This window comes from Streptomyces hawaiiensis (genome assembly GCF_004803895.1).
Classification (GTDB): Bacteria; Actinomycetota; Actinomycetes; order Streptomycetales; family Streptomycetaceae; genus Streptomyces; species Streptomyces hawaiiensis.
On record NZ_CP021978.1, the window covers coordinates 1646790 to 1672059 of the forward strand.

Consider the following 25270-nt stretch of genomic DNA (forward strand, 5'->3'; position numbering starts at 1 on the left):
CCTCACGAAGAGGGGGACACCGTTTCCGGTGTCCCCCTCGGGGCTGCTAGTCGCGGGCCGCGGTCAGGTGTTCCGCGTGTTCCTGGAGCGATCGGACGCCCACGTCGCCGCGGTTGAGGGCGTCGATGCCCTGGACCGCCGCCGCGAGCGCCTGGACCGTCGTCAGGCAGGGCACGGAGCGCGCCACGGCCGCCGTACGGATGTCGTAGCCGTCGAGGCGGCCACCGGTGCCGTACGGGGTGTTGACGATGAGGTCGACCTCGCCGTCGTGGATGAGCTGGACGATGGTCTTCTCGCCGTTCGGACCGGTGCCCTCGGACTGCTTGCGCACGACGGTGGCGTTGATGCCGTTGCGCTTGAGGACCTCCGCGGTGCCGGACGTGGCGAGCAGCTCGAAGCCGTGGGCGACCAGCTCGCGGGCCGGGAAGATCATCGAGCGCTTGTCGCGGTTGGCGACCGAGATGAACGCCCTGCCCTTGGTGGGCAGCGGGCCGTAGGCGCCGGCCTGCGACTTGGCGTACGCCGTGCCGAAGACGGAGTCGATGCCCATGACCTCGCCGGTGGAGCGCATCTCCGGGCCGAGGACCGTGTCGACGCCGCGGCCGTGGATGTCGCGGAAGCGCGACCACGGCATGACGGCCTCCTTGACGGAGATCGGCGCGTCGAGCGGGAGCTCTCCGCCGTCACCGGTGGCCGGGAGCAGGCCCTCGGCACGCAGCTCGGCGATGCTGGCGCCGAGCGAGATACGCGCGGCGGCCTTGGCCAGCGGCACCGCGGTCGCCTTCGAGGTGAAGGGGACGGTGCGCGAGGCGCGCGGGTTGGCCTCCAGGACGTAGAGGATGTCGCCGGCGAGCGCGAACTGGATGTTGATCAGGCCGCGGACCCCGACGCCCTTGGCGATGCCCTCCGTGGAGGCGCGCAGGCGCTTGATGTCGAAGCCGCCGAGCGTGATCGGGGGCAGGGCGCACGCCGAGTCGCCGGAGTGGATGCCGGCCTCCTCGATGTGCTCCATGACGCCGCCGAGGTAGAGCTCCTCGCCGTCGTAGAGGGCGTCGACGTCGATCTCGATCGCGTCGTCGAGGAACCGGTCGACCAGGACCGGCCGCGAGGGGCTGATCTCGGTCGACTCCGCGATGTAGGACTCCAGCCGGGTCTCGTCGTAGACGATCTCCATGCCGCGCCCGCCCAGGACGTACGAGGGACGCACCAGGACCGGGTAGCCGATCTCGTCGGCGATGGCCTTGGCCTCGGCGAAGGTGGTGGCGGTGCCGTGCTTGGGAGCCGGAAGGCCCGCCTCGGCGAGGACACGGCCGAAGGCGCCCCGGTCCTCGGCGGCGTGGATGGCCTCCGGGGAGGTGCCGACGATCGGCACGCCGTTGTCCTTCAGCGCCTGCGACAGGCCCAGCGGGGTCTGGCCGCCGAGCTGGACGATGACGCCCGCGACCGGTCCGGCCTGCTGCTCGGCGTGCACGATCTCCAGCACGTCCTCGAGCGTCAGCGGCTCGAAGTACAGGCGGTCGGAGGTGTCGTAGTCCGTGGAGACGGTCTCCGGGTTGCAGTTGACCATCACGGTCTCGTAGCCCGCGTCGCTCAGCGCGAAGGAGGCGTGGACGCAGGAGTAGTCGAACTCGATGCCCTGGCCGATGCGGTTCGGGCCGGAGCCCAGGATGATGACGGCCGGCTTCTCGCGGGAGGCGACCTCCGTCTCCTCGTCGTAGGAGGAGTAGAAGTACGGCGTCTTCGCGGCGAACTCGGCGGCGCAGGTGTCGACCGTCTTGTAGACCGGGCGGATGCCCAGCGCGTGCCGGACCTCGCGGACGACGTCCTCGCGCAGGCCGCGGATCTCGCCGATCTGCTGGTCGGAGAAGCCGTGCCGCTTGGCCTCGGCGAGCAGGTCGGGGGTCAGCTCGGGCGCCTCGGCCAGCTCGTCCGCGATCTCCTTGATCAGGAAGAGCTGGTCGACGAACCAGGGGTCGATCTTCGTGTACGCGAAGATCTCCTCGGGCGTGGCGCCGGCGCGGATGGCCTGCATGACGGTGTTGATGCGGCCGTCGGTGGGGCGGACCGACTCGCGCAGCAGCTCGCCCTTGTCGCCGGGCTCGCCGACGAAGGTGAACTGGCTGCCCTTCTTCTCCAGCGAGCGCAGCGCCTTCTGGAAGGCCTCGGTGAAGTTGCGGCCGATGGCCATGGCCTCGCCGACCGACTTCATGGTGGTGGTGAGGGTGGAGTCCGCGCTCGGGAACTTCTCGAAGGCGAAGCGCGGGGCCTTCACGACGACGTAGTCGAGCGTCGGCTCGAAGGAGGCCGGAGTCTCCTGGGTGATGTCGTTCGGGATCTCGTCCAGCGTGTAGCCGACGGCCAGCTTGGCGGCGATCTTGGCGATCGGGAAGCCGGTGGCCTTGGAGGCGAGCGCCGAGGAGCGCGACACACGCGGGTTCATCTCGATGACGATGACGCGGCCGTCCTCGGGGTCCACCGCGAACTGGATGTTGCAGCCGCCGGTGTCGACGCCGACCTCGCGGATGACGGCGATGCCGATGTCGCGCAGGGTCTGGTACTCGCGGTCGGTGAGCGTCATCGCGGGCGCGACGGTGATCGAGTCGCCGGTGTGCACGCCCATGGGGTCGAAGTTCTCGATGGAGCAGACGACCACGACGTTGTCGTGCTTGTCGCGCATCAGCTCCAGCTCGTACTCCTTCCAACCGAGGATGGACTCCTCCAGGAGCACCTCGGTGGTCGGGGAGAGCGTGAGGCCCTGCCCGGCGATGCGGCGCAGCTCCTCCTCGTCGTGGGCGAAGCCGGAGCCGGCGCCGCCCATGGTGAAGGACGGACGGACGACGACCGGGTAGCCGCCGAGCGTCTCGACGCCGGCGAGGACGTCCTCCATGGAGTGGCAGATCACCGAGCGGGCGGACTCGCCGTGGCCGATCTTCTGGCGTACGGCCTCGACGACGTCCTTGAAGAGGTCGCGGTCCTCGCCCTTGTTGATGGCCTCGACGTTGGCGCCGATCAGCTCGACGCCGTACTTCTCCAGCGTGCCCGCCTCGTGCAGCGAGATCGCGGTGTTGAGGGCCGTCTGGCCGCCCAGGGTGGGCAGCAGCGCGTCGGGCCGCTCCTTGGCGATGATCTTCTCGACGAACTCGGGGGTGATCGGCTCGACGTAGGTGGCGTCGGCGATCTCCGGGTCGGTCATGATCGTCGCCGGGTTGGAGTTCACCAGGATGACCCGCAGGCCCTCGGCCTTGAGGACGCGGCACGCCTGGGTGCCGGAGTAGTCGAACTCGGCGGCCTGGCCGATGACGATCGGGCCGGAGCCGATGACCAGGACGGACTGGATATCGGTGCGCTTAGGCACGCTGGCCCTCCATCAGGGAAACGAAGCGGTCGAACAGGTAGGCGGCGTCGTGCGGGCCGGCTGCCGCTTCGGGGTGGTACTGGACGCTGAAGGCGGGGCGGTCGAGAAGCTGGAGCCCCTCCACCACGTTGTCGTTCAGGCAGACGTGGGACACCTCGGCGCGGCCGAACGGGGTCTCGGAGACCTTCTCGAGCGGGGCGTCGACGGCGAAGCCGTGGTTGTGCGCGGTGACCTCGACCTTGCCGGTCGTCCGGTCCTGCACCGGCTGGTTGATGCCGCGGTGGCCGTACTTCAGCTTGAAGGTGCCGAAGCCGAGCGCGCGGCCCAGGATCTGGTTGCCGAAGCAGATGCCGAACAGCGGTGTGCCGCGCTCCAGGACACCCCGCATCACGGAGACGGGGTGGTCGGCGGTGGCCGGGTCGCCCGGGCCGTTGGAGAAGAACACGCCGTCCGGGTTGACCGCGTACACGTCCTCGACGGTCGCTGTCGCCGGGAGCACGTGCACCTCGATGCCGCGCTCGGCCATGCGGTGCGGGGTCATGCCCTTGATGCCGAGGTCGACGGCGGCGACGGTGAACTTCTTCTCGCCGATGGCCGGGACGACGTACGGCTCGGTGGTGGCGACCTCGGCGGAGAGGTTCGCGCCCTTCATCTGCGGGGCTTCCTGGACGCGGGCCAGCAGTGCGGCGTCGTCCTGGATCGTGTCACCGCTGAAGATGCCGACGCGCATGGCGCCGCGCTCGCGCAGGTGGCGGGTGAGGGCGCGGGTGTCGATACCGCTGATGCCGACGACGCCCTGGGCGTCCAGCTCCTCGTCCAGGGTGCGCCGGGAGCGCCAGCTGGACGGCACGCGCGCGGGGTCGCGCACGACGTAGCCGGAGACCCAGATCTTCTTGGACTCCATGTCCTCGTCGTTCACCCCGGTGTTGCCGACGTGCGGGGAGGTCATCACCACGACCTGGCGGTGGTACGAGGGGTCGGTGAGGGTCTCCTGGTAGCCGGTCATGCCGGTGGAGAACACCGCTTCGCCGAAGGTCTCCCCCACGGCCCCGTAGGCACGGCCGCGGAAGATCCGGCCGTCCTCCAGGACGAGTACGGCGGGAGTTTTGGTGGCTCCCCTGGTGGAGGTGGTCATCGTTCGGCGCCTTCCCTGGTGTTCGTTTCGATCATGGAGTTGATGGCTTCGACCCACTCGTTGTGCTCGGCCGCGTGGTCGGAGCGGAACCCGGAGTCGATCAGCCGGTCGCCGTGCGCCCAGGTGACGACGAGCAGGCCGCCCTCGGTGAGCACTTTCCCGGCGATGCCCTTGTCGAGCCGGGCCTCGCGCAGCGCCGCGAGCGGGACGAAGAAGTCGCTCGCCCCCGGGCGTACGACGTCGAGGCCGGCGTCCGTCAGGGCCAGCTCGGCTCGGCTGCGGGTGCCCAGGCCGTGCGCGACGATGCGGTCGAGCCACTGTCCGGCGGTGGTGGAGCCGTGGTAGCGGCCGCTCAGGGTGAGCTTCGCGGGCCCCGGGTCGTCCGGTGTCACGGGCAGCTCGGGCAGGTCTCCCTGGAGGGTGCCGCGCCACTTCCAGCCCTCGCGCATCAGCCAGTAGACGAGCGCGACGAACAGGGCGAGACCGACGACCCAGCCGATGCGGGCGGCCCAGTCGGTCACTTGCGCCGATTCCTTCTCGGCGGCCAGCAGGAGTACAGGTGTCACGTGAGCTTCCCGTCGACGAGCGTGGCCTTGCCCCGCAGCCACGTGTGCGTCACACGGCCCGGCAGCTCACGCCCCTCGTAGGGGGTGTTGCGGCTGCGCGAGGCGAAGCCCGCGGGTTCCACGAGCCCACGGTATGCCGTGTCGACCAGGGTGAGGTTGGCGGGCTCACCTGCCGAGACGGGACGCCCGTGGCCCGTGGCCTGTCCGATCTGCGCGGGCTTGACGGACATCCGGTCGGCGACGCCGGCCCAGTCCAGCAGGCCCGTGTCGACCATGGTCTCCTGCACCACTGACAGCGCGGTCTCCAGGCCGACCATGCCCATGGCGGCCGCGGCCCACTCGCAGTCCTTGTCCTCGTGGGGGTGCGGGGCGTGGTCGGTGGCGACGATGTCGATGGTGCCGTCGGCGAGCGCCTCGCGCAGGGCCATCACGTCGCGCTCGGTGCGCAGCGGCGGGTTGACCTTGTAGACGGGGTTGTACGTGCGGACCAGCTCGTCGGTGAGGAGGAGGTGGTGCGGGGTGACCTCGGCGGTGACGGCGATGCCTCGGGACTTGGCCCAGCGGACGATCTCGACGGACCCGGCGGTCGACAGGTGGCAGATGTGGACGCGGGAGCCGACGTGGTCGGCGAGCAGGACATCCCGGGCGATGATCGATTCTTCGGCCACCGCGGGCCAGCCACCGAGCCCCAGCTCGGCGGAGACGATGCCCTCGTTCATCTCGGCGCCCTCGGTCAGCCGCGGCTCCTGCGCGTGCTGCGCGACGACACCGCCGAAGGCCTTCACGTACTCCAGGGCGCGGCGCATGATCACGGCGTCGTGGACGCACTTGCCGTCGTCGGAGAAGACGGTGACGCCGGCGGCCGACTCGTGCATGGCGCCCAGTTCGGCGAGCTTGCGGCCCTCCAGGCCGACGGTGACGGCGCCGATGGGCTGGACGTCGCAGTAGCCGTGCTCCTTGCCGAGCCGCCACACCTGCTCGACGACACCGGCGGTGTCGGCGACCGGGAAGGTGTTGGCCATGGCGAAGACGGTGGTGAAGCCGCCGGAGGCGGCGGCGCGCGTGCCGGTGAGGACGGTCTCGGAGTCCTCGCGGCCGGGCTCGCGCAGATGGGTGTGCAGGTCGACCAGGCCCGGCAGCAGCACCTTGCCCTCGGCCTCCACGACCTCGGCGCCCTCGGCGGACAGCCCGCCGCCCACCTCGGCGATGGTCCCGCCGTCGATCAGCACGTCCTGCGGCTCGCCGCCGAGCACCTTCGCACCACGGATCAGGATCTTGCTCATCTGTCTTACTTCTCCTCGGTACGGGGGTGGGTGACGGCGGGCTCGTTGCCACCGAGCAGCAGGTACAGGACGGCCATCCGGATGGAGACTCCGTTCGCCACCTGCTCGACGACGGTGCAGCGGTCCGAGTCGGCCACCTGGGCGGTGATCTCCATGCCGCGGACCATCGGGCCGGGGTGCATCACGATGGCGTGCCCGGGCATCCGCGCCATGCGGTCGCCGTCGAGGCCGTAGCGCCGGGAGTACTCGCGCTCGGTCGGGAAGAACGCGGCGTTCATGCGCTCGCGCTGCACGCGCAGCATCATCACCGCGTCGGACTTGGGCAGCGTGCTGTCGAGGTCGTAGGACACCTCGCACGGCCAGGTCTCGATGCCGACCGGCAGCAGGGTCGGCGGGGCGACGAGGGTGACCTCGGCGCCGAGGGTGTGCAGCAGGTCGACGTTGGAGCGGGCGACCCGGCTGTGCAGGACGTCGCCGACGAGCGTGATGCGCTTGCCTTCCAGGTCCTGGCCGAGTCCGGCGTCCGGGCCGATCAGGCGGCGGCGCATGGTGAAGGCGTCGAGCAGGGCCTGGGTGGGGTGCTGGTGGGTGCCGTCGCCGGCGTTGACGACGACCGCGTCGATCCAGCCGGAGTTCGCCAGCCGGTACGGGGCTCCGGAGGCGCCGTGCCGGATGACCACGGCGTCGACGCCCATGGCCTCCAGGGTCTGGGCGGTGTCCTTCAGGGACTCGCCCTTGGAGACGCTGGAGCCCTTGGCGGAGAAGTTGATGACGTCCGCGGACAGCCGCTTCTCGGCGGCCTCGAAGGAGATCCGGGTCCGGGTGGAGTCCTCGAAGAACAGGTTGACGATCGTGCGGCCGCGCAGGGTCGGCAGCTTCTTGATCGGCCGGTCGGCGACCCGGGCCATCTCCTCGGCGGTGTCGAGGATCAGGACGGCGTCGTCGCGGGTGAGGTCGGCGGCCGAGATGAGATGACGCTGCATCTGTCAGGCTCCGTAAGGCAGTTCATTCGGGAGATTGGGGCAGACGGGCGCGCGAGGGCGCACTGCGCGGGCGTACGACAGCGGCGTACGACTGGAGCGCTACTGGGGGGCCGGCTTGGCACCGAGCAGCACGGTGTCGCGACCGTCCTCCTCGGCGAGCTGGACCTTGACCGTCTCCCGCAACGACGTGGGGAGGTTCTTGCCGACGTAGTCGGCGCGGATGGGCAGTTCGCGGTGTCCGCGGTCGACGAGGACGGCGAGCTGCACCGCGCGCGGGCGCCCGAGGTCGTTCAGGGCGTCGAGGGCGGCGCGGATGGTGCGGCCGGAGAAGAGCACGTCGTCGACGAGGACGACGAGCTTGCCGTCGAGACCGTCACCGGGGATCTCGGTGCGGGCCAGCGCACGCGGCGGGTGCATGCGCAGGTCGTCGCGGTACATGGTGATGTCGAGCGAGCCGCACGGAACCTTGCGCTCGGTGATCTGCTCGAGCTTGTCGGCGATCCTGCGGGCGAGGAAGACGCCCCGGGTCGGAATGCCGAGGAGGACCACGTCGTCGGCGCCCTTGGCGCGTTCGACGATCTCGTGGGCGATACGGGTCAGTACCCGTGCGATGTCGGGCCCTTCGAGAACGGGCCGGGCATCGGACTGCGAGTCGTGCGTGTCCATATGAAACGGACCTCCTTCTCCGCCTCACGGGACGGACCTTAAAGGACGTCAAGATTGCGCCATACACGGTAGCAGGTCCTCGCGATCGCCCGAACGGCCCCCTTGGATCACCCGCTCGGCCTAACGGAACGTTGATACCACGGAAGAGTCGGTGCGGACCATTCGGCTTGACGCGGCAGAGTAACGCTGCGTAACCTCACAGTGAGTTACCAGCCGCGCGGGCTGGCACCCACGCCAGACGCGTCGACACAGTGCCGGGGAGCTATATGTCCAGCGAATACGCCAAACAGCTCGGGGCCAAGCTCCGGGCGATCCGCACCCAGCAGGGCCTTTCCCTCCACGGTGTCGAGGAGAAGTCCCAGGGACGCTGGAAGGCGGTCGTGGTCGGTTCGTACGAGCGCGGCGACCGTGCCGTGACCGTACAGCGCCTTGCCGAGCTGGCGGATTTCTACGGCGTTCCGGTGCAGGAGCTGCTTCCGGGCACGACCCCGGGCGGCGCCGCCGAGCCGCCGCCGAAGCTGGTCCTGGACCTGGAGCGGCTGGCCACGGTGCCGGCCGAGAAGGCGGGCCCTCTTCAGCGCTACGCGGCCACGATCCAGTCGCAGCGCGGTGACTACAACGGCAAGGTGCTCTCGATCCGCCAGGACGACCTGCGCACACTCGCCGTCATCTACGACCAGTCGCCGTCCGTCCTCACGGAGCAGCTGATCAGCTGGGGTGTCCTGGACGCGGACGCGCGTCGCGCGGTGGCGTCCCACGAGGAGGCCTGACCCGCTCCGCGGGCCCAGCAGAAACGTGCCGCCGGGGTGGCCGAAACCGTATGGTTATCGGCCACCCCGGCGGCGTTGCAGGGGTCCTGCGGGGCTCGGCCACAGGTCCTGCGGGGGGGGCAGCCGCGGGGTCCGGCGGGGCTCGGGCCGCAGGAAATGGACCCAGGAGCGTACGGGAACGCCGGAGGGCCCGCAGCAGTCACGCTGCGGGCCCTCCGGCGTGTGGTCTGTCTCAGACCTCGTCGCGGCGGAGCGAGGGCTTGAGGTCCTTCAGCCGGCCGAGCAGGCCGTTCACGAACGAGGGCGACTCGTCCGTGGAGAACTCCTTCGCCAGTTGCACCATCTCGTCGAGGACGACGGCGTCCGGCGTCGCATCGACCCAGATCAGCTCGTAGGCGCCGAGCCGCAGGATGTTGCGGTCGACGACGGGCATCCGGTCGAGGGTCCAGCCGACGGAGTACTGCGCGATCAGCTCGTCGATGCGCTTCGCGTGCCCCGCGTAGCCCTCGACCAGCTCCATCGTGTACTCGCTGACCGGCGGCTGCCGGGTGTCCGCCCGGGAGAGCCGGACCCAGTCCGCGAGGACGGTCAGCACTTCGGCGCCACGCTGGTCCCCCTCGAAGAGGATCTGGAAGGCGCGCTTACGGGCCGTGTTGCGGGCAGCCACGGTTAGCTGTTCACCCGGCCGAGGTAGTCGCTGGTGCGGGTGTCGACCTTGATCTTCTCACCGGTGGTGATGAAGAGGGGCACGTTGATCTGGTGACCGGTCTCCAGGATGGCGGGCTTGGTGCCGCCGGTGGAGCGGTCGCCCTGGACGCCCGGCTCGGTCTCCTGGATGACGAGCTCGACGGCGGCGGGCAGCTCGACGAAGAGCACCTCGCCCTCGTGCTGCGCGACGGTGGCGGTGAAGCCCTCGATCAGGAAGTTCGCGGCGTCGCCGACGGCCTTGCGGTCGACGTGCAGCTGGTCATAGGTCTCCATGTCCATGAAGACGAAGTACTCGCCGTCCATGTAGGAGAACTGCATGTCGCGCTTGTCGACGGTGGCCGTTTCGACCTTGACGCCGGCGTTGAAGGTCTTGTCGACGACCTTGCCGGAGAGCACGTTCTTGAGCTTGGTGCGCACGAAGGCCGGGCCCTTGCCGGGCTTGACGTGCTGGAACTCGACGACGGACCAGAGCTGGCCGCCTTCGAGCTTGAGCACCATGCCGTTCTTGAGGTCGTTCGTGGAAGCCACGGTTGCGGAATCTCCTGGACTGACGTACGACCCCGGGGCACGCACCTGCCTACCTACAGGGCGAGCAGCTCCTTGGTCGTGATGGTGAGTAGCTCGGGTCCGCCGTCCGCCTCGGGGCGGACGACGAGCGTGTCATCGATCCGGACACCGCCCCGGCCCGGGAGGTGAACTCCCGGTTCGACGGTGACCGGCACGCAAGCGTCCAGTTTACCCATGGCCGCGGGACTCAATTGAGGGTCCTCGTCGATTTCGAGCCCTACGCCGTGTCCGGTCAGGGCCGTGAGGCCCTCCGTGTACCCCGCGGAGTCCAAGACCTGGCGGGCAGCGCGGTCGACGTCGCGGCAGGCGGCGCCGGGTACCAGGCTCTCACGCCCGGCCCGCTGGGCGGCGAAGACGAGGTCGTACAGCTCGATCTGCCAGTCCGCGGGAGCGGTGCCGATGACGAACGTGCGGCCGATCTCGCAGCGGTAGCCGCGGTACGTCGCGCCGAGGCAGACGGAGAGGAGGTCGCCCTCCTCGACGCGGCGGTCGGTGGGCCGGTGGCCGGGGCGGCCGGCGTTCGGCCCGGTGGCCACGGACGTCGGGAAGGCCGGCCCGTCCGCTCCGTGATCCACGAGGCGTCTTTCGAGTTCCAGGGCGAGGTGGCGCTCGGTGCGGCCGACGAGGATCGACTCCAGCAGCTCGCCGAGGGCCTGGTCGGTGATCTCGGCGCCGATGCGCAGGCAGGAGATCTCCTCCTCGTCCTTGACGACTCTCAGCTGCTCGACGGCGCTGCCGAGGTTGGCCAGGCGCAGCCGGGGGGCGACCGAGTCGAGGGCTCGGTGCCGGGCCACGGTGAGATGGTGCTCCTCCACGGCGAGGGGGTCGGCGCCTTGGCCGGCGGCGATACCGGCGGCCGCGACGGCAGGGTCACCGGCTCCGACCCCGGGCAGGGTCTGTACGCGCAGGGCCTCGTCGGGGCGCTCCTGCGTGGGGCGGTCGGCCGTCGGTCCGGCACAGACCAGGAGGTCCTGCTCCTCGGTCCTGCCCAGCAGCAGAACGGCGCCGGGCGGGGCGCCGCCCGCGAGATAGCGCACATTGGCGGGGCGGGAGACCAGCGCCGCCGCGCTGCCGCCCGCGTTGCAGTATTCCCTCAGACGCGTCCGGCGGGCCGCGTACACCTCTGACATGACCCGAGCCTACGAGCGACCGCGGGATGTCGCCGGTCGGGCGGGGCCAAGTGGGGGTGCGGGTGCCTGCGCCTTCTCGCCGGGTGGGGTCGGGGCCGTGTCGGGGGGTGTCCGTCCTCGGTACTGCGCCGTGCGGCCGTGTCGGGGGGGTCCGTCCTCGGTACTGCGCCGTGCGGCCGTGTCGGGGGGTCCGTCCTCGGTACTGCGTCGTGCTTCGCCTGCCGCCGGGTGGTGGGTCGGGGCCGTGTCGGGGGGTGTCCGTCCTCGGAACGGCGCGATGGGGTCTCACGCCGACTGACTGTCCGTTGACGCGCCAACCAGCTGCGGGCGGACACCCCCCGACACGTCCCCTGCTCGCCGTACGCGGGTGCGGGCACGTCCCGCCTCGCACCGTAGGAGCGCACAGCTACGGGCACCCGTCCGGCGTAGCTGCGGGCATGCGTGCCGCTGGGGGCGGCACGGGTGGGCGCAGCTGTGCCCCGCTTCGCCGGGTTGCGGGCCCACCCGGCCTCAGCGGCGACGCCGGGCTGCTACCACTGCGGCGGGCTCGCTATCGACCTGGCCAGTACGTCGTCCAGGATTCTCGCCGTCTCCGGTACGTCCAGCTGCGAGTTGTCGATGATCGGCAGGCCGGACCCGTACCACCCGGCCATACGGCCGTGGATGCGGGCGACCTCCTCGTCCGACAGCCGCCGGTTCCCCGAGCGCTCCGCGTTGCGTTCGAGGACGATGTCCAGCCCTGGGAGGAGGACGACCGGCAGCAGGCCGGGCCCTACGTGGCGTTTCCAGCCGCCGAGGCCGACGACCGGGCGGTCGGGGAAGACCGCGTCGTCGAGGATGCAGGAGATGCCGTTGGCCAGGAAGTTCCGTGCGGCGAAGCCGCAGGTGCGGCGGGCCAGGCGGTACTGGGCCTCGGAGTTGTCGTTCCACCCGGCCTGGGGGTCGGCGAAGCCGGAGCGGACCCACTCGCGTACGTCGTCGAGGCTGATGTGGGCCGTGGGGACTCGGCGGTGGTCCGCCCAGAACTTGGCGACGCTGGTCTTGCCCGCACCCGCGGGGCCGATGAGCAGCACCGCGAGCGTCGTGGCGGTGGGGTCGGGAACCGCCGCGGCGGGCGGGGCCATCGGCATGGCGACCGGGCCGCCGGGCGGCAGCGGCACATGGCCGGTGGTCTCCGGCGCCGGCGGGGCGGAAGCAGGGGGCGGGGTCGCGGCCGGTCCGGGCGGGGGCGCCGGATAGCCCGGTGCCGGGGGCGGCGGAGGCACTGAGCCTGGGTGCGCGCCCGCGTTCGGCGGAACCGGGTGATGTGCGGCCGGCGACCAGCCGGTGGCCGGTCCGTGCCCCGGCTGATGGGGCGGCGGCAGCGGAGAACCCACTGCGTGCTGCATCCGGTGCCACTCCGTCTCGTACAGGCGATGGGCGCTGACAGCGGGGGCGGAACCCGCTGCTACCGAACGGTACCGCCCCCGGTCGTCGATGTGTGAACGGCCGGGGGCGGTCCGAAGTGCCCGGCCCCGTAAGGTGATTCCGGGCGGAAGGCGCGCCGGAGGACTTACTGGCCCACTTCGCCGTACGCGGCGAGCAGCACGGCCGGGTCGGGTCCCTCCAGGACGGTGGGCTTGCCCAGACCGTCGAGGACGATGAAGCGCAGCAGGTTGCCGCGGGACTTCTTGTCGACCTTCATGGTCTCCAGCAGCTTGGGCCACTGGTCGTACCGGTAGTGCAGGGGCAGACCGACCGCTTCGAGGATCGTGCGGTGGCGGTCGGCCGTCGCGTCGTCCAGCCGGCCCGCCAGACGGCCCAGTTCGGCGGCGAAGTGCATGCCGACCGAGACCGCGGCGCCGTGGCGCCACTTGTAGCGCTCGTTCTTCTCGATGGCGTGGCCGAGGGTGTGGCCGTAGTTGAGGATCTCGCGCAGGCCCGATTCCTTCAGGTCCGACGACACGACGTCGGCCTTGACCCGGATGGAGCGCTCGATGAGTTCGGCGGTGTGCGGGCCGGCCGGGGTGCGGGCGGCCTCGGGGTCGGACTCGATGAGGTCCAGGATCGCCGGGTCGGCGATGAAGCCGGCCTTGATGACCTCCGCGAGCCCGGAGACGTAGTCGTTGACCGGCAGCGATTCCAGCGCGGCCAGGTCGCAGAGGACACCGGCGGGCGGGTGGAAGGCGCCGACGAGGTTCTTGCCCTCGGCGGTGTTGATGCCGGTCTTGCCGCCGACGGCCGCGTCGACCATGGCGAGCACGGTGGTCGGGATGGCGATCCAGCGCACCCCGCGCAGCCAGGTGGCGGCCACGAACCCGGCGAGGTCCGTGGTCGCTCCGCCGCCGACGCCGACGATGACGTCCGTGCGCGTGAAGCCGGACTGGCCCAGCGCCTTCCAGCAGTAGGCGGCGACCTCGGCGGTCTTGGCCTCCTCCGCGTTGGGCACCTGGATGGCGACCGCCTCGTAGCCCTGCCCGGCCAGGTCGGCGCGCAGGGCGTCGCCGGTCTCGGCCAGCGCCTCGGGGTGGAGGATCGCGATCCGCTCGGCCTTGTCGCCGATCAGCCCGCCGAGTTCACCCAGCAACTGCCGGCCCACCAGGACCTCGTACGGGTCGGTCCCGGCGGACCCGCCGACCTGGATCCGCGTCACTGCCTCGCTCATGCTTCCTTCAACTCCAGTGCGTCCAGGGCGGCTTCGGCGACCTCTTCGGGAGTACGGCCGTCGGTGGCGACCACGGCCGTGGCGGTCTCCTCGTACAGATGGCGGCGGGCCTCCATCAGCTCGCGCCACTGCTTGCGCGGGTTGACCGCGAGCAGGGGCCGGGCCGCGTTGAGGCCGGTGCGCTTGACCGCCTCCTCGACGTCCATCGACAGGTACGCCACCCGCTGCCCGGCGAGCAACGCGCGGGTGTCGGCGTCGAGGATCGCGCCGCCGCCCAGGGCCAGGATGCCGTCGTGCTCGGCGAGCGCCCGGCGCACGGCCGCCTTCTCGATCGCTCGGAAGGCGGGCTCGCCCTCGTCGACGAAGATCTCGGCGATGGTCCTGCCCTGCTCGGCGACGATGTCGTCGTCGGTGTCCCGGAAGGAGGCCCCGAGCCGCTCGGCCATGAGCTGCCCGACGGTGGACTTGCCCACGCCCATCGGGCCGACCAGGACCACCAGTGGGCCGCTCATCGGATGGTGAGGTTGTCGAGGTACGAGGTCACGTTGCGGCGGGTCTCGGTCACCGAGTCGCCGCCGAACTTCTCCGCCACCGCGTCCGCGAGCACCAGCGCCACCATGGCCTCGGCGACGATGCCGGCCGCCGGGACCGCGGACACGTCGGAGCGCTGGTGGTGGGCCTGCGTCGCCTCGCCGGTGGTGACATCCACGGTCTGCAGGGCGCGCGGCACGGTCGCGATCGGCTTCATCGCGGCGCGGACCCGCAGCAGCTCACCGGTGCTCAGGCCGCCCTCGGTGCCGCCGGAACGGCCGGTGGTGCGCCGGATGCCGTCGTCGGTCTTCACGATCTCGTCGTGTGCCTTGGAGCCGGGCACCCGCGCCAGCTCGAAGCCGTCACCGATCTCGACGCCCTTGATCGCCTGGATGCCCATGAGCGCGCCGGCGAGCCGGGCGTCCAGCTTGCGGTCCCAGTGCACGTGCGAACCCAGACCGACGGGCACGCCGTAGGCCAGGATCTCGACCACGCCGCCGAGGGTGTCGCCGTCCTTGTGGGCCTGGTCGATCTCGGCGACCATCGCCTTCGACGCGTCGGCGTCCAGGCAGCGCACGGGGTCCGCGTCGAGCTTCTCGACGTCGGCCGGGGTCGGGTACACGCCCTTGGGCGCCTTCGCCGCGGCCAGCTCCACGACGTGGCTGACGATCTCGACGCCGGTCGTCTCCTTGAGGTACGACCGAGCCACCGCTCCCAGCGCGACGCGAGCGGCCGTCTCACGCGCGGAGGCGCGCTCCAGGATCGGTCGGGCCTCGTCGAAGCCGTACTTCTGCATGCCGGCGAGGTCGGCGTGGCCGGGGCGCGGGCGGGTCAGCGGGGCGTTGCGGGCCAGACCGGCCAGGATCTCCGGGTCGACGGGGTCGGCCGCCATGACCTGCTCCCACTTCGGCCACTCGGTGTTGCCCACCATGATCGCGACCGGGGAGCCGAGGGTGAGGCCGTGCCGGACGCCGCCGAGGAAGGTGACCTCGTCCCGCTCGAACTTCATCCGGGCACCGCGCCCATAGCCCAGGCGCCGCCTCGCGAGATGGTCCGCCACCATGTCCGTGGTGATCGGCACGCCGGCGGGAAGACCCTCCAACGTCGCGACGAGTGCGGGACCGTGGGACTCCCCCGCGGTCAGCCAGCGCAACCTGCTCAACGGTGCTCCTCAATGCTCGCGCCCTGGTACTGCCCTGCGTACGCGCCTCGTCGCGTACGGCGACGGCGCGACCGGGTGCGCGGCCCGGTCCACCATCTCCGATCCTCCCACGCCGGGGCTGTTCGCCCGGTGGGCGGTCCATCAAGCGGACGCGTTCGCGGACGGGCCCTCTCCCTGACGCTGCTGCGGCGCGTACGCCCCCAGGAAGTCGGCGCCGCTCGGCTGCTGTGCCTGCTGTGCCTGCTGTGCCTGCTGTGCCTGCTGTGCCTGCTGCGGCGCGTACTCCCCCAGATAGTTGGCGCCGCTCCCCTGCCCGTACTGAGCCGCCGCGAGGACGGGCTGACCGGTGCGGACGGCACGCCGGTAGGCGATCTTGCGCTTGATCTTGACGGCCCAGGACGCCACGACGGCGAGCACGATCAGGGCGAGCACCGTGATGTGCACCCAGTCGGGCAGGAACCCCAGCAAGGACTCGAATATCTGGGCCTTGACGGACGCCTGAGACAGACCTGCGGACATGACGGGCGTTCCCCTCCCCTGTTCCGCCCCCTGCGGAACCGAGAGCGGATCTTATCGGGCTGCGAGAGCCCGCTCGCCCGCTTTTCGCATGGCGTCCAGGGGGGCCGGGGCCAACCCCGTCATCAGCTCGACCTGGAGTACGGCCTGGTGCACCAGCAGGTCGAGGCCGCTGACGACGGCACCGCCGTACGCCGACCAGCGGGCGGCGAGTTCGGTCGGCCAGGGGTCGTAGAGGACATCGAAGAGGGCCGCCGGACGCTCCGGCACGGACCGGGCGAGGGCGTCGGTGACACCGGCCGGCGTGGTGCTGATCACCAGAGGGGCGCGCAGGCCCTGCTCTGCGTCCGCCCAGTCGGCGATGCGCACGGCGACGTCGAGCCGCTCCGCCCACTGCCGCATCTCGGCGGCCCGGACCTCGCTGCGCACGTACACGGCGATCTCGCCCGGGCAGATCCGGGACAGCGCGGCCAGCGCGGAGGAGGCGGTGGCGCCGGCTCCGAGAATCGCGGCGGAGTCGATCTGCTCGATGCCACGTTCGCGCAGGGCGGCGACGATGCCGGGGATGTCGGTGTTGTCGCCGACGCGTCGCCCGTCCTCGGTGAACACGACGGTGTTGACCGCCTCCACGGAGGCGGCGGTCTCGCTGACCTCGTCCAACAGGGGGATGACCGCCCGCTTCAGCGGCATGGTCAGCGACAGCCCGGCCCACTCGGGTCCGAGCTTCTCGACGAAGCCCTGCAGCGTCGCTTCGCCGACTTCGAAGCGGTCGTACGACCAGCCGGTCAGCCCGAGTTCCGCGTAGGCCGCACGGTGCAGGACCGGGGAGAGCGAGTGGGCGATGGGGCTGCCGAGCACCGCGGCCCGAGGGGCTTCAGTTGCCGGTGGTGGCATCGAACTTTTCCTTGAGCTTCTCGAACTGGGTGTACGTCTTGGCGAACTCGGTCTTGGTGTGGCCGTCGGTCGCCACGAAGTAGATCCAGCCCTCCTTCGTCGGCTTGAGAGCCGCCTGCAACGCGACATCCCCCGGGTTGCCGATGGGGCCGGGCGGCAGGCCCTTGTTCGTGTACGTGTTGTACGGGTCCTTGTTGCTGTTGATCTCGGACTCGCTGATGTGGATGTTGCTCTCGTTCTTCAGATAGTTGAAGGTCGAGTCGAACTGGAGCAGCTGGTTGGTCTCGGTGTTGGTCGGCTTGAGGCGGTTGTAGACCACCTCGGCCATCTTCCGGAAGTCGTCGTGGGTCTTGCCCTCGGCCTGGACGAGACTCGCGACGGTGATCAGCTGCCACGGGTTCTCGAGCCCGAGGCTCTCGGCCTTCTTTTTGACGCCGAGCTTCTCGTACGTCTGGGTGGCCCGCGCCACCATTTGCTTCAGCACGGCTTCGGGCTTCTGCCCCTTGCTGACGCCATAGCTGGAGGGATAGAGGAATCCTTCAAGCGGATCCTTGACGTCCGGGTGGTTCAGCGCCCAGGCGGGCAGGCCCAGTTTCTTGTAGTCCTTCTCGGCGACCTTGGCGGTGGTGCCCTGCTTGACGCCCAGCCGCTTGTCGATGAGGCGGTAGACGTCGGCGTTGCGCTTGCCCTCGGCAATGATCAGGTTGTCGCGACTCTTCGGACTGAGCATCAGTTCGACCGCACTTTCGGCCGACATTTGCTTCTGCAGCGTGTATACGCCGTCCTGGATGCTCTTGCCCTCGGGGTTGCCCTGCTGGGCCGCGACGAACGCGTCGACGCTCTTGACGACCCCCGCGTCCTTCAGCACCTGACCGATCTTGTACCCGAGTGCTCCCTCGGGGATCTCGACGGACACCTGCTGCCCGTTGCCCCCACCCGCGAAGTCCGGGGCGTCGCCGAAACGGTCCTGGTAGAACTGGTAGCCGAAGTAGCTGACGCCTGCCAGACCGCCGCCGAGGATCACGACGACCAGCAGGCAGGCCATGCCGTTGCGGCGCTTCTTCGGTTTGCCGCCGCCGCGCCCGCGCTTGTCCTCGCGCCCCCGGCGCTCCCCCGGCTCGTCGCCGTCGTCATCGTCGTCGCCGCCCGCGAAGAAGGCGTGTTCGCCCTGGTCGGGGCCGGGGTCCCAGTCGGTCTCCGGTTCCGGCGCGGGCTGCCCGGGCTCGACCCCTCGCCGGCCCGGCGGCTCCGGGGGCGGATACGCGTCGGGGGTGCCGTAGTAGTCCTGCTGCCCCCCGCCGTAGGTGCCGGCCTGCTGTCCGTACGGGTCCTGGGGGTCGCCGGGGTACGAGACCTGCTGGTGGGGGTCGTTGACCCAGCCACTGTTGTCGTACTGCTGCGGGTGGTAGCCCTGGGCCTGCTGATGTCCGGGGTCCTGCTGCGGGTGGTAGCCCTGGGCCTGCTGCTGGTGATAGCCCTGAGCCTGCTGGTGTCCTGGGTCCTGCTGCCCGGGGTACTGCTGGTGCCCCTGGGCCTGTGCCGCGTACTGCTGGTCGTACGGATACTGCTGCTGCGCCTGACCGTATCCGGACTGGTCGCCGGTGCCCCAGTCGCCGTACTGCTGCGGCTGCTGCGGCTGCTCTGGATAGTGCTGCGGCTGGCCGCCGTAGGGGGACTGCTGGCCGGGGTGGGCCTGCTGTCCCTCCCATCCGCCGTCCCCGTACAACGGGTCCTCCGGATGCCACGGTTCGGAGCCTTGGCCCCGGCCATACTCAGTCATCGATCCCCTAGAGCCGCGAGGCGGCGGTCACGCGGCTTCCGGCCCGGCTCCCGTCCCGCCTCTTGCTGTGCGGCGGCTGTTCGAATGCCGTCGCATCGCGCGGAACGTTACCGTATCGCGATCAGATGACCACTTCGACGCCTTCGCCGGGTGCTTTACCTGACACCCGTTCGGATTCGAGGGCCTGTTGCAGGATGATCACGGCTGCCGCCTGGTCGATGACAGCCCGGCCCTTCTTGGATTTCACGCCCGAGGCGCGCAGTCCCTGACTGGCCGTCACGGTCGTCATCCGTTCGTCCACGAGTCTCACCGGAACCGGGGAGATCATGCGGGCCAGTTCCTGGACGAAGCCCCGGACCTTCACCGCTGCCGGGCCCTCGCCGCCCTTGAGGGAGCGCGGCAGACCGACCACCACCTCGATGGGCTCGTACTCCTCGACGAGTTGCTTCAACCGTCGGTGAGCTGCGGGGATGTCACGCCCCGGGACCGTCTCCACCGGGGTGGCGAGGATCCCGTCGGGGTCGCACGAGGCGACCCCGATGCGGGCGTCCCCGACGTCGATCGCGAGTCGACGTCCTCTGCGCATGCTTTTCCGACCCGTCTCTTACTTGGCCGTCTCGGTGACCAGGCGCTCCACGGCGTCCACGGCGTCACCGATGGCGGCCGGGTTCTGGCCGCCGCCCTGGGCGACGTCCGGCTTGCCGCCACCGCCGCCGCCGAGGGTCTTGGCAGCCGTGCGGACCAGGTCCCCGGCCTTCAGGCCGCGCTCGCGGGCGGCCTCGTTGGTGGCGATGACCGTGAGCGGCTTGCCGTTCGCCACCGTGAAGAGGGCGACGACGGCGGCCCGCCCGCCCTGGATGCGTCCGCGCACGTCGAGGACCAGCTTGCGCAGGTCGTCGGCGGTCGTGCCGTCCGGGACCTGGCCGGTCACGACAGCAATGCCACGGATGTCCTTGGCGGACTCGGCGAGACCGGCGGCGGCCTGGAGGACCTTCTCGGCGCGGAACTTCTCGATCTCCTTCTCGGCGTCCTTCAGCTTGCCGAGCATGGCGGAGACCTTCTCCGGGAGCTCCTCCGGACGGCCCTTGATCAGCTCCTGGAGCTGGGCGACGACCGTGTGCTCCCGGGCGAGGAAGTTGTAGGCGTCCACACCGACCAGGGCCTCGATCCGGCGGACACCCGAGCCGATGGACGATTCACCGAGCAGCTTGACCAGGCCGAGCTGGGCGGTGTTGTGCACGTGGGTGCCGCCGCACAGCTCCTTGGAGAAGTCGCCGATGGTGACCACGCGGACGCGTTCGCCGTACTTCTCGCCGAACTCGGCGATGGCGCCCTGCTTCTTGGCCTCGTCGATGCCCATGACGTCGGCGCGGACGTCGAGGTCGCGGGCGAGCACCTCGTTGATCTTCTGCTCTACGTCGGTCATCACGGCCGTCGGGACGGCGGACGGGGAGCCGAAGTCGAAGCGGAAGCGACCGGGCTGGTTCTCGGAACCGGCCTGGGCGGCCGTCGGGCCGAGGGCGTCACGCAGGGCCTGGTGAGTCAGGTGCGTGGCCGAGTGGGCGCGGGCGATGGCCTTGCGACGGCGGTCGTCGATGGAGGCCTGGGCCTTGGCTCCGACGGTCACCTCGCCGACCTGGACGACGCCCTTGTGGACGTAGACGCCCGGGACCGGCTTCTGGCAGTCGCGGATCTCGATGACGGCACCGGTGTCGACCTTGATGCGGCCGGTGTCGCCGATCTGGCCACCGCCCTCGGCGTAGAACGGCGTGCGGTCGAGGACGATCTCGACCTCGTCTCCCTCGGTGGCGGCCGGGGAGGAGGCGCCGTCGACGAGGATGCCGACGATCGTGGACTCGCTCTCGGTGTCGGTGTAGCCGATGAAGTCGGTGGCTCCGGCCTGGTCGGCGATCTCACGGTAGGCACCGGTGCCGGCGTGCCCGGTCTTCTTGGCCTGGGCGTCGGCCTTGGCGCGCTCGCGCTGCTCCTTCATCAGGCGCCGGAAGCCGTCCTCGTCCACGGAGAGGCCCTGCTCGGCGGCCATCTCCAGGGTGAGGTCGATCGGGAAGCCCCAGGTGTCGTGGAGCAGGAAGGCCTTGTCGCCGGGCAGGACGGTGCCGCCGGAGGCCTTGGTGTCGGTGACGGCCGTGTCGAGGATGTTGGTGCCGGCCTTCAGCGTCTTGAGGAAGGCGTTCTCCTCGGCGACGGCGACCTTCTCGATGCGCTCGCGGTCGGTGATGAGCTCGGGGTACTGCTGGCCCATCATCTCGATGACGGTGTCGATCAGGTCCTTCACGACCGGACCGGTGGCGCCGAGCAGGCGCATGTTGCGGATGGCGCGGCGCATGATGCGGCGCAGCACGTAGCCGCGGCCCTCGTTGCCGGGGGTGACGCCGTCGCCGATGAGCATCACGGAGGTGCGCATGTGGTCGGTGACCACGCGCAGGGAGACGTCCGAGTCGTGGGCGTCGCCGTAGCGGACGCCGGTCAGCTCGGTGGCCTTGTTGATGACGGCCATGGAGGTGTCGATCTCGTACATGTTCTGCACGCCCTGCAGAATCATGGCGAGGCGCTCCATGCCGAGGCCCGTGTCGATGTTCTTGCTCGGCAGGTCACCCAGGATCTCGAAGTTGTCCTTGCCGATGCCCTCGCCCCGCTCGTACTGCATGAAGACGAGGTTCCAGATCTCCACGTACCGCTCGTCGTTGACGGCGGGGCCGCCCTCGGCCCCGAACTCGGGGCCGCGGTCGTAGTTGATCTCGGAACACGGGCCGCAGGGGCCGGGGACGCCCATGGACCAGTAGTTGTCCTTCATGCCGAGGCGCTGGATGCGCTCCTTCGGCACACCGACGACCTCGTGCCAGATGCGCTCGGCCTCGTCGTCGTCCTTGTAGACGGTGATCCACAGGCGCTCGGGGTCGAGGCCGTAACCGCCCTTGTCCTGGGAGCCGGTGAGCAGCTCCCAGGCGAGCTTGATGGCGCCTTCCTTGAAGTAGTCGCCGAAGGAGAAGTTGCCGCACATCTGGAAGAACGTGCCGTGCCGGGTGGTCTTGCCGACCTCTTCGATGTCCGGCGTGCGCACGCACTTCTGCACGCTGGTGGCGCGGGCGTAGGGCGGCTTGACCTCACCAAGGAAGTAGGGCTTGAAGGGCACCATGCCGGCCGGGACGAGGAGCAGAGTCGGGTCGTCCGCGATGAGCGACGCCGAAGGGACGACGGTGTGACCGCGCTCCTCGAAGAAGCTCAACCAGCGGCGGCGAATCTCAGCCGACTCCATCAGTGGTCCTCATTCCGGTTGTACGGGTACGTCTGGTACGTCGAACCCTCGACGTACTTCGGGTCGTTGCGGTTCTCGATGGCGATGTGACGCCGGGGCGCGGGAAGCTCGGGATTCTCGTTGATCCCGAGGGCGTCGCCCAGTTCGGCCTCCCGCACGGCCATGTTGTCCCGGACGTCGAGCGCGAAGCCCACGGCACGGTCCTTGATGCGGTGGCCGGCCTCGATCGCCTTGTTGCCGGCGGTTCTGGCGAGGCTCTCGGGGGTCAGCTGCTTCAGCTTGCGATTGACCTTGGTGGTGGCCCACACACCGGCGGCGACGCCCGTGGTGAACCAGAACGTACGGCGGAACATCGCTGGCTCTCAGTCCCTCTTCCCTCGGGCGCTGCGCCGGGTGACCGTGCGGCCCACGATCACGCTACGCCTGGGCGCCTTGGCGGGCACGTCCTCCTTGCGGCCGCCGAGGGCCCGGCGCACGCCGTAGCCGAAGGCCGCGACCTTGACCAGGGGGCCGCCGAAGGTGGAGGCGACGGTGGTCGACAGCGCGGAGGCGTTCGACGTGACCTCCTGGACGTCGGAGGCGATCGAGTCGACCCGGTCGATCTGGGTCTGCGCGGAGCGCACCGTCGCGGAGGCGTCGGCCAGCAGCGGGACGGCCTGGTCGGTCACTTCCGCCACGAGCTTGGTGGTCGCCTTGAGCGTCTGGGCCACCCTCGCCAGCGCGACGGCGAGGAAGGAGACCAGGATCGCCCAGAAGACGGCCACCAGGATCCCGGCAACCTCTCCACCGGACACTGTGTGCACCCGCTCCCTGAAACGTGCCTGAACATCAAAAAGTCGTGCGACGAGCCTATCGCGCCGGGGGTGGCGCTCCGTACCGGATTACCGCCCGGGCGTGGGCCGATCGCGAAAGCCCGCCGCCTCGCCCGCCGGGAAGGGCGGGGAGACGACGGGCTGAAGTACCGCGTGCCTGCCGGGGATCAGCGGGCGTAGTACTCGACGACGAGCTGCTCGTCGCAGATCACCGGGATCTCCTTGCGGTTCGGCTCACGGTCCAGGCGGAACGCCAGGGACTTGAGGTTCACCTGGAGGTAGCGCGGGATCTCACCGTCGGGGGCGAAGCCACCCTCACGAGCGATCGTGAAGAGGGTCTTCTCCTTGGAGCGCTCGCGGACCTGCACCACGTCGTCCGGACGGACACGGAAGGAGGGCTTGTCGACCTTCTTGCCGTTGACCGCGATGTGGCCGTGGACGACCATCTGACGGGCCTGGTAGATCGTGCGGGCGATGCCCGAACGCAGGACCAGGGCGTCGAGACGGCGCTCCAGCTCGATGACCAGGGCCTCACCGGTCTTGCCCTGGGTCTTGGCGGCACGCTCGTAGGCGCGGACGAGCTGGCGCTCGGACACGTCGTACTGCGCGCGCAGGCGCTGCTTCTCGAGCAGACGGACCTTGTAGTCCGAGTTCTGCTTGCGGCCGCGGCCGTGCTCACCGGGCGGGTAGGGGCGGGCCTCGAAGTACTTGACGGCCTTCGGGGTCAGCGCGATGCCGAGGGCACGCGACTTCTTGACCTTGGGGCGGGACTGGTTCGCCACAGTTTTTCGCTTTCCTTGTATCGGCTTGTCAGGGTTGAGGGAGGTCGCATCCGCAGCCGGGGAAACCCGCCTCGGTCCTGGTGGACCTCGGTGGGCAGCCGCTCCCCTGGTCTGGGCACATACGTGCAGCACGCGAGTGGCCCACCGACCGGTCCCGTCGTGCGACGCGTGGTGGTGGGCTGCCCGCGACACCGTTCGACGGTGCGCGACGCTCCTGGAGCCGATCCCGGAGGATCGGGCTCCGGCCGACTGTCCCGTTCTGACTGCACGGGACGCGGCACTCCGGACGAGTTTACAGGGTGCTCAGGACCGCTTTCGACCGAGGTTCTTCCGGGTCCACTCCACCGCGTCCGCGTAGCGGGCCTCCGCGCCGTGCCGGGTCGGCTCGTAGTACTCGCGGTCCTTCAGCTCGTCCGGGGCGTACTGCTGGGCCGCGATGCCCTCGTGCAGGTCGTGCGGGTAGACGTAGCCCTGGCCGTGGCCGAGCTTGGTCGCGCCCTTGTAGTGGCTGTCGCGCAGGTGCGCGGGGACGGGCCCGGCCAGGCCCTTGCGGACGTCCTCCAGGGCGGCGCCGATCGCGGTGGTCGCGGCGTTGGACTTGGGCGCCAGGGCGAGGGCGATCGTGGCGTGGCTGAGGGTGAGGGCGGCCTCGGGGAAGCCGATCATGGCGACGGCCTGGGCGGCGGCGACCGCCGTCTGCAGAGCGGTCGGGTCGGCCAGGCCGATGTCCTCGCTGGCGGAGATCATCAGGCGCCTCGCGATGAAGCGGGGGTCCTCGCCGGCCTCGATCATCCGGGCCAGGTAGTGCAGGGCGGCGTCGACGTCGGAGCCGCGGATGGACTTGATCAGGGCGCTGGCCACGTCGTAGTGCTGGTCGCCGTCTCGGTCGTATTTCACGGCGGCCCGGTCGACCGTCTCCTCCAGGGTGGTCAGGCCGATCTCCGCCTCGCCCTTGTCGAGGGCGGCCCCGGCGGCCGCCTCCAGGGCGGTCAGGGCGCGGCGGGCGTCACCGCCGGCGATGCGCAGGAGGTGGCTCTCGGTCTCCTCGGGCAGGGTGACGGCACCCTTGAGGCCGCGCTCGTCGGTGAGGGCGCGCCGGATGAGGCCCTTGACGTCGTCGTCCGTGAGCGGTTCGAGGGTGAGCAGCAGGGAGCGGGACAGCAGGGGCGAGATCACCGAGAAGTACGGGTTCTCGGTCGTCGCCGCGATGAGCGTCACCCAGCGGTTCTCGACGGCCGGGAGCAGGGAGTCCTGCTGGGCCTTGCTGAAGCGGTGGATCTCGTCGAGGAAGAGGACGGTTTCCTTGCCGTACCCGCCGGAGGCGCGGCGGGCGCCGTCGATGACCGCGCGGACCTCCTTGACGCCGGCGGTGATCGCCGACAGTTCCACGAAGCGGGCGTCGGTGGCCTTGGAGACGACGTAGGCGAGGGTGGTCTTGCCGGTGCCGGGCGGGCCCCAGAGGAGCACGGAGGAGACGCCGGCCGGGCCGGAGGCGCCCTCGCCGACCAGTCTGCGCAGGGGTGAGCCCGGCTTCAGCAGATGGCGCTGGCCCACGACCTCGTCGAGGGTGCGCGGGCGCATCCGCACGGCCAGGGGGCTGCTGGACGGCTCCTTCTCCTGGCGTTCTTCGGCTGCGGCGGTGAACAGGTCGGGCTCCACGTCAGAAACCCTAAGTCACGGCACTGACAGTCCGCCCCGGGGACCGCGAC

23 protein-coding genes are annotated in these 25270 nt (G+C 70.3%); 1 reads left to right on the forward strand and 22 read right to left on the reverse strand.

Annotation, left to right across the window (positions count from 1 at the left end; genetic code table 11):
- Positions 1-46 precede the first annotated feature (46 nt).
- From carB to pyrR, 6 genes are all read right to left on the reverse strand, one after another.
- Positions 47-3355 (reverse strand): carbamoyl-phosphate synthase large subunit, encoded by a 3309-nt coding sequence (carB, locus tag CEB94_RS07590; protein ID WP_175431430.1) that lies wholly within the window; start codon positions 3353-3355, stop codon positions 47-49.
- Positions 3348-4490: a glutamine-hydrolyzing carbamoyl-phosphate synthase small subunit gene (gene carA, locus CEB94_RS07595; RefSeq protein ID WP_175431431.1), complete on the reverse strand. Its 1143-nt coding sequence runs from the start codon at positions 4488-4490 to the stop codon at positions 3348-3350. Before carA ends, carB begins: the two co-directional genes overlap by 8 nt.
- Positions 4487-5056, reverse strand: a complete 570-nt coding sequence (locus CEB94_RS07600; protein WP_175431432.1) for a PH-like domain-containing protein — start codon at positions 5054-5056, stop codon at positions 4487-4489. Before CEB94_RS07600 ends, carA begins: the two co-directional genes overlap by 4 nt.
- Positions 5053-6339 (reverse strand): dihydroorotase, encoded by a 1287-nt coding sequence (locus CEB94_RS07605; protein WP_175431433.1) that lies wholly within the window; start codon positions 6337-6339, stop codon positions 5053-5055. The genes CEB94_RS07600 and CEB94_RS07605 overlap by 4 nt, the downstream gene beginning before the upstream one ends.
- Positions 6340-6344: 5 nt before the next feature.
- A complete protein-coding gene (locus CEB94_RS07610; protein WP_175431434.1) occupies positions 6345-7322 on the reverse strand; it encodes an aspartate carbamoyltransferase catalytic subunit in 978 nt (325 codons plus the stop codon).
- 99 nt (positions 7323-7421) lie between these two features.
- Positions 7422-7988, reverse strand: coding sequence for a bifunctional pyr operon transcriptional regulator/uracil phosphoribosyltransferase PyrR (gene pyrR, locus CEB94_RS07615; RefSeq protein ID WP_175431435.1), 567 nt, complete (start codon positions 7986-7988; stop codon positions 7422-7424).
- 266 nt (positions 7989-8254) lie between these two features.
- Here pyrR and bldD point away from each other — a divergent pair, with 266 nt between their 5' ends.
- The gene (bldD, locus tag CEB94_RS07620) at positions 8255-8758 is read left to right on the forward strand and encodes a transcriptional regulator BldD (protein WP_018570201.1); all 504 of its coding nucleotides are present in this window, start codon (positions 8255-8257) and stop codon (positions 8756-8758) included.
- A 232-nt stretch (positions 8759-8990) separates the two neighbouring features.
- Here bldD and nusB read toward each other — a convergent pair whose 3' ends face one another.
- The 16 genes from nusB to CEB94_RS07700 all read right to left on the reverse strand — a co-directional run bounded on the left by nusB (position 8991) and on the right by CEB94_RS07700 (position 25220).
- Complete coding sequence (nusB, locus tag CEB94_RS07625; protein ID WP_175431436.1) at positions 8991-9425, reverse strand: transcription antitermination factor NusB; 435 nt, start codon at positions 9423-9425, stop codon at positions 8991-8993.
- Between the two features lie 2 nt (positions 9426-9427).
- Positions 9428-9994: an elongation factor P gene (gene efp / locus CEB94_RS07630; protein ID WP_031138970.1), complete on the reverse strand. Its 567-nt coding sequence runs from the start codon at positions 9992-9994 to the stop codon at positions 9428-9430.
- A 53-nt stretch (positions 9995-10047) separates the two neighbouring features.
- Complete coding sequence (locus tag CEB94_RS07635) at positions 10048-11163, reverse strand: aminopeptidase P family protein (RefSeq protein ID WP_175431437.1); 1116 nt, start codon at positions 11161-11163, stop codon at positions 10048-10050.
- A gap of 530 nt (positions 11164-11693) precedes the next feature.
- Complete coding sequence (locus CEB94_RS07640) at positions 11694-12551, reverse strand: Pro-rich N-terminal domain-containing protein (RefSeq protein WP_175431438.1); 858 nt, start codon at positions 12549-12551, stop codon at positions 11694-11696.
- Between the two features lie 164 nt (positions 12552-12715).
- Complete coding sequence (gene aroB / locus CEB94_RS07645; protein WP_175431439.1) at positions 12716-13807, reverse strand: 3-dehydroquinate synthase; 1092 nt, start codon at positions 13805-13807, stop codon at positions 12716-12718.
- The gene (locus CEB94_RS07650; RefSeq protein ID WP_175431440.1) at positions 13804-14319 is read right to left on the reverse strand and encodes a shikimate kinase; all 516 of its coding nucleotides are present in this window, start codon (positions 14317-14319) and stop codon (positions 13804-13806) included. The genes aroB and CEB94_RS07650 overlap by 4 nt, the downstream gene beginning before the upstream one ends.
- Positions 14316-15500 (reverse strand): chorismate synthase, encoded by a 1185-nt coding sequence (gene aroC, locus CEB94_RS07655; protein WP_175431441.1) that lies wholly within the window; start codon positions 15498-15500, stop codon positions 14316-14318. The genes CEB94_RS07650 and aroC overlap by 4 nt, the downstream gene beginning before the upstream one ends.
- 141 nt (positions 15501-15641) lie before the next feature.
- On the reverse strand, positions 15642-16019 hold the full coding sequence (locus CEB94_RS07660) for a hypothetical protein (RefSeq protein ID WP_175431442.1): 378 nt from the start codon (positions 16017-16019) through the stop codon (positions 15642-15644).
- A 51-nt stretch (positions 16020-16070) separates the two neighbouring features.
- Entirely contained in the window at positions 16071-16910 is an 840-nt protein-coding gene (locus tag CEB94_RS07665; protein WP_175431443.1) for a shikimate dehydrogenase, read from the reverse strand.
- Entirely contained in the window at positions 16891-18690 is a 1800-nt protein-coding gene (gene mltG, locus CEB94_RS07670; RefSeq protein WP_175431444.1) for an endolytic transglycosylase MltG, read from the reverse strand. The genes CEB94_RS07665 and mltG overlap by 20 nt, the downstream gene beginning before the upstream one ends.
- Positions 18691-18811: 121 nt before the next feature.
- Complete coding sequence (gene ruvX, locus CEB94_RS07675; RefSeq protein ID WP_175431445.1) at positions 18812-19276, reverse strand: Holliday junction resolvase RuvX; 465 nt, start codon at positions 19274-19276, stop codon at positions 18812-18814.
- Between the two features lie 18 nt (positions 19277-19294).
- Complete coding sequence (gene alaS / locus CEB94_RS07680; RefSeq protein WP_175431446.1) at positions 19295-21967, reverse strand: alanine--tRNA ligase; 2673 nt, start codon at positions 21965-21967, stop codon at positions 19295-19297.
- A complete protein-coding gene (locus tag CEB94_RS07685) occupies positions 21967-22320 on the reverse strand; it encodes a hypothetical protein (RefSeq protein WP_175431447.1) in 354 nt (117 codons plus the stop codon). The genes alaS and CEB94_RS07685 overlap by 1 nt, the downstream gene beginning before the upstream one ends.
- A gap of 9 nt (positions 22321-22329) precedes the next feature.
- A complete protein-coding gene (locus tag CEB94_RS07690) occupies positions 22330-22770 on the reverse strand; it encodes a DUF948 domain-containing protein (RefSeq protein ID WP_175431448.1) in 441 nt (146 codons plus the stop codon).
- 176 nt (positions 22771-22946) lie between these two features.
- On the reverse strand, positions 22947-23561 hold the full coding sequence (rpsD, locus tag CEB94_RS07695; RefSeq protein ID WP_175431449.1) for a 30S ribosomal protein S4: 615 nt from the start codon (positions 23559-23561) through the stop codon (positions 22947-22949).
- 303 nt (positions 23562-23864) lie between these two features.
- Positions 23865-25220 (reverse strand): replication-associated recombination protein A, encoded by a 1356-nt coding sequence (locus CEB94_RS07700; RefSeq protein WP_175431450.1) that lies wholly within the window; start codon positions 25218-25220, stop codon positions 23865-23867.
- Positions 25221-25270: the final 50 nt, after the last annotated feature.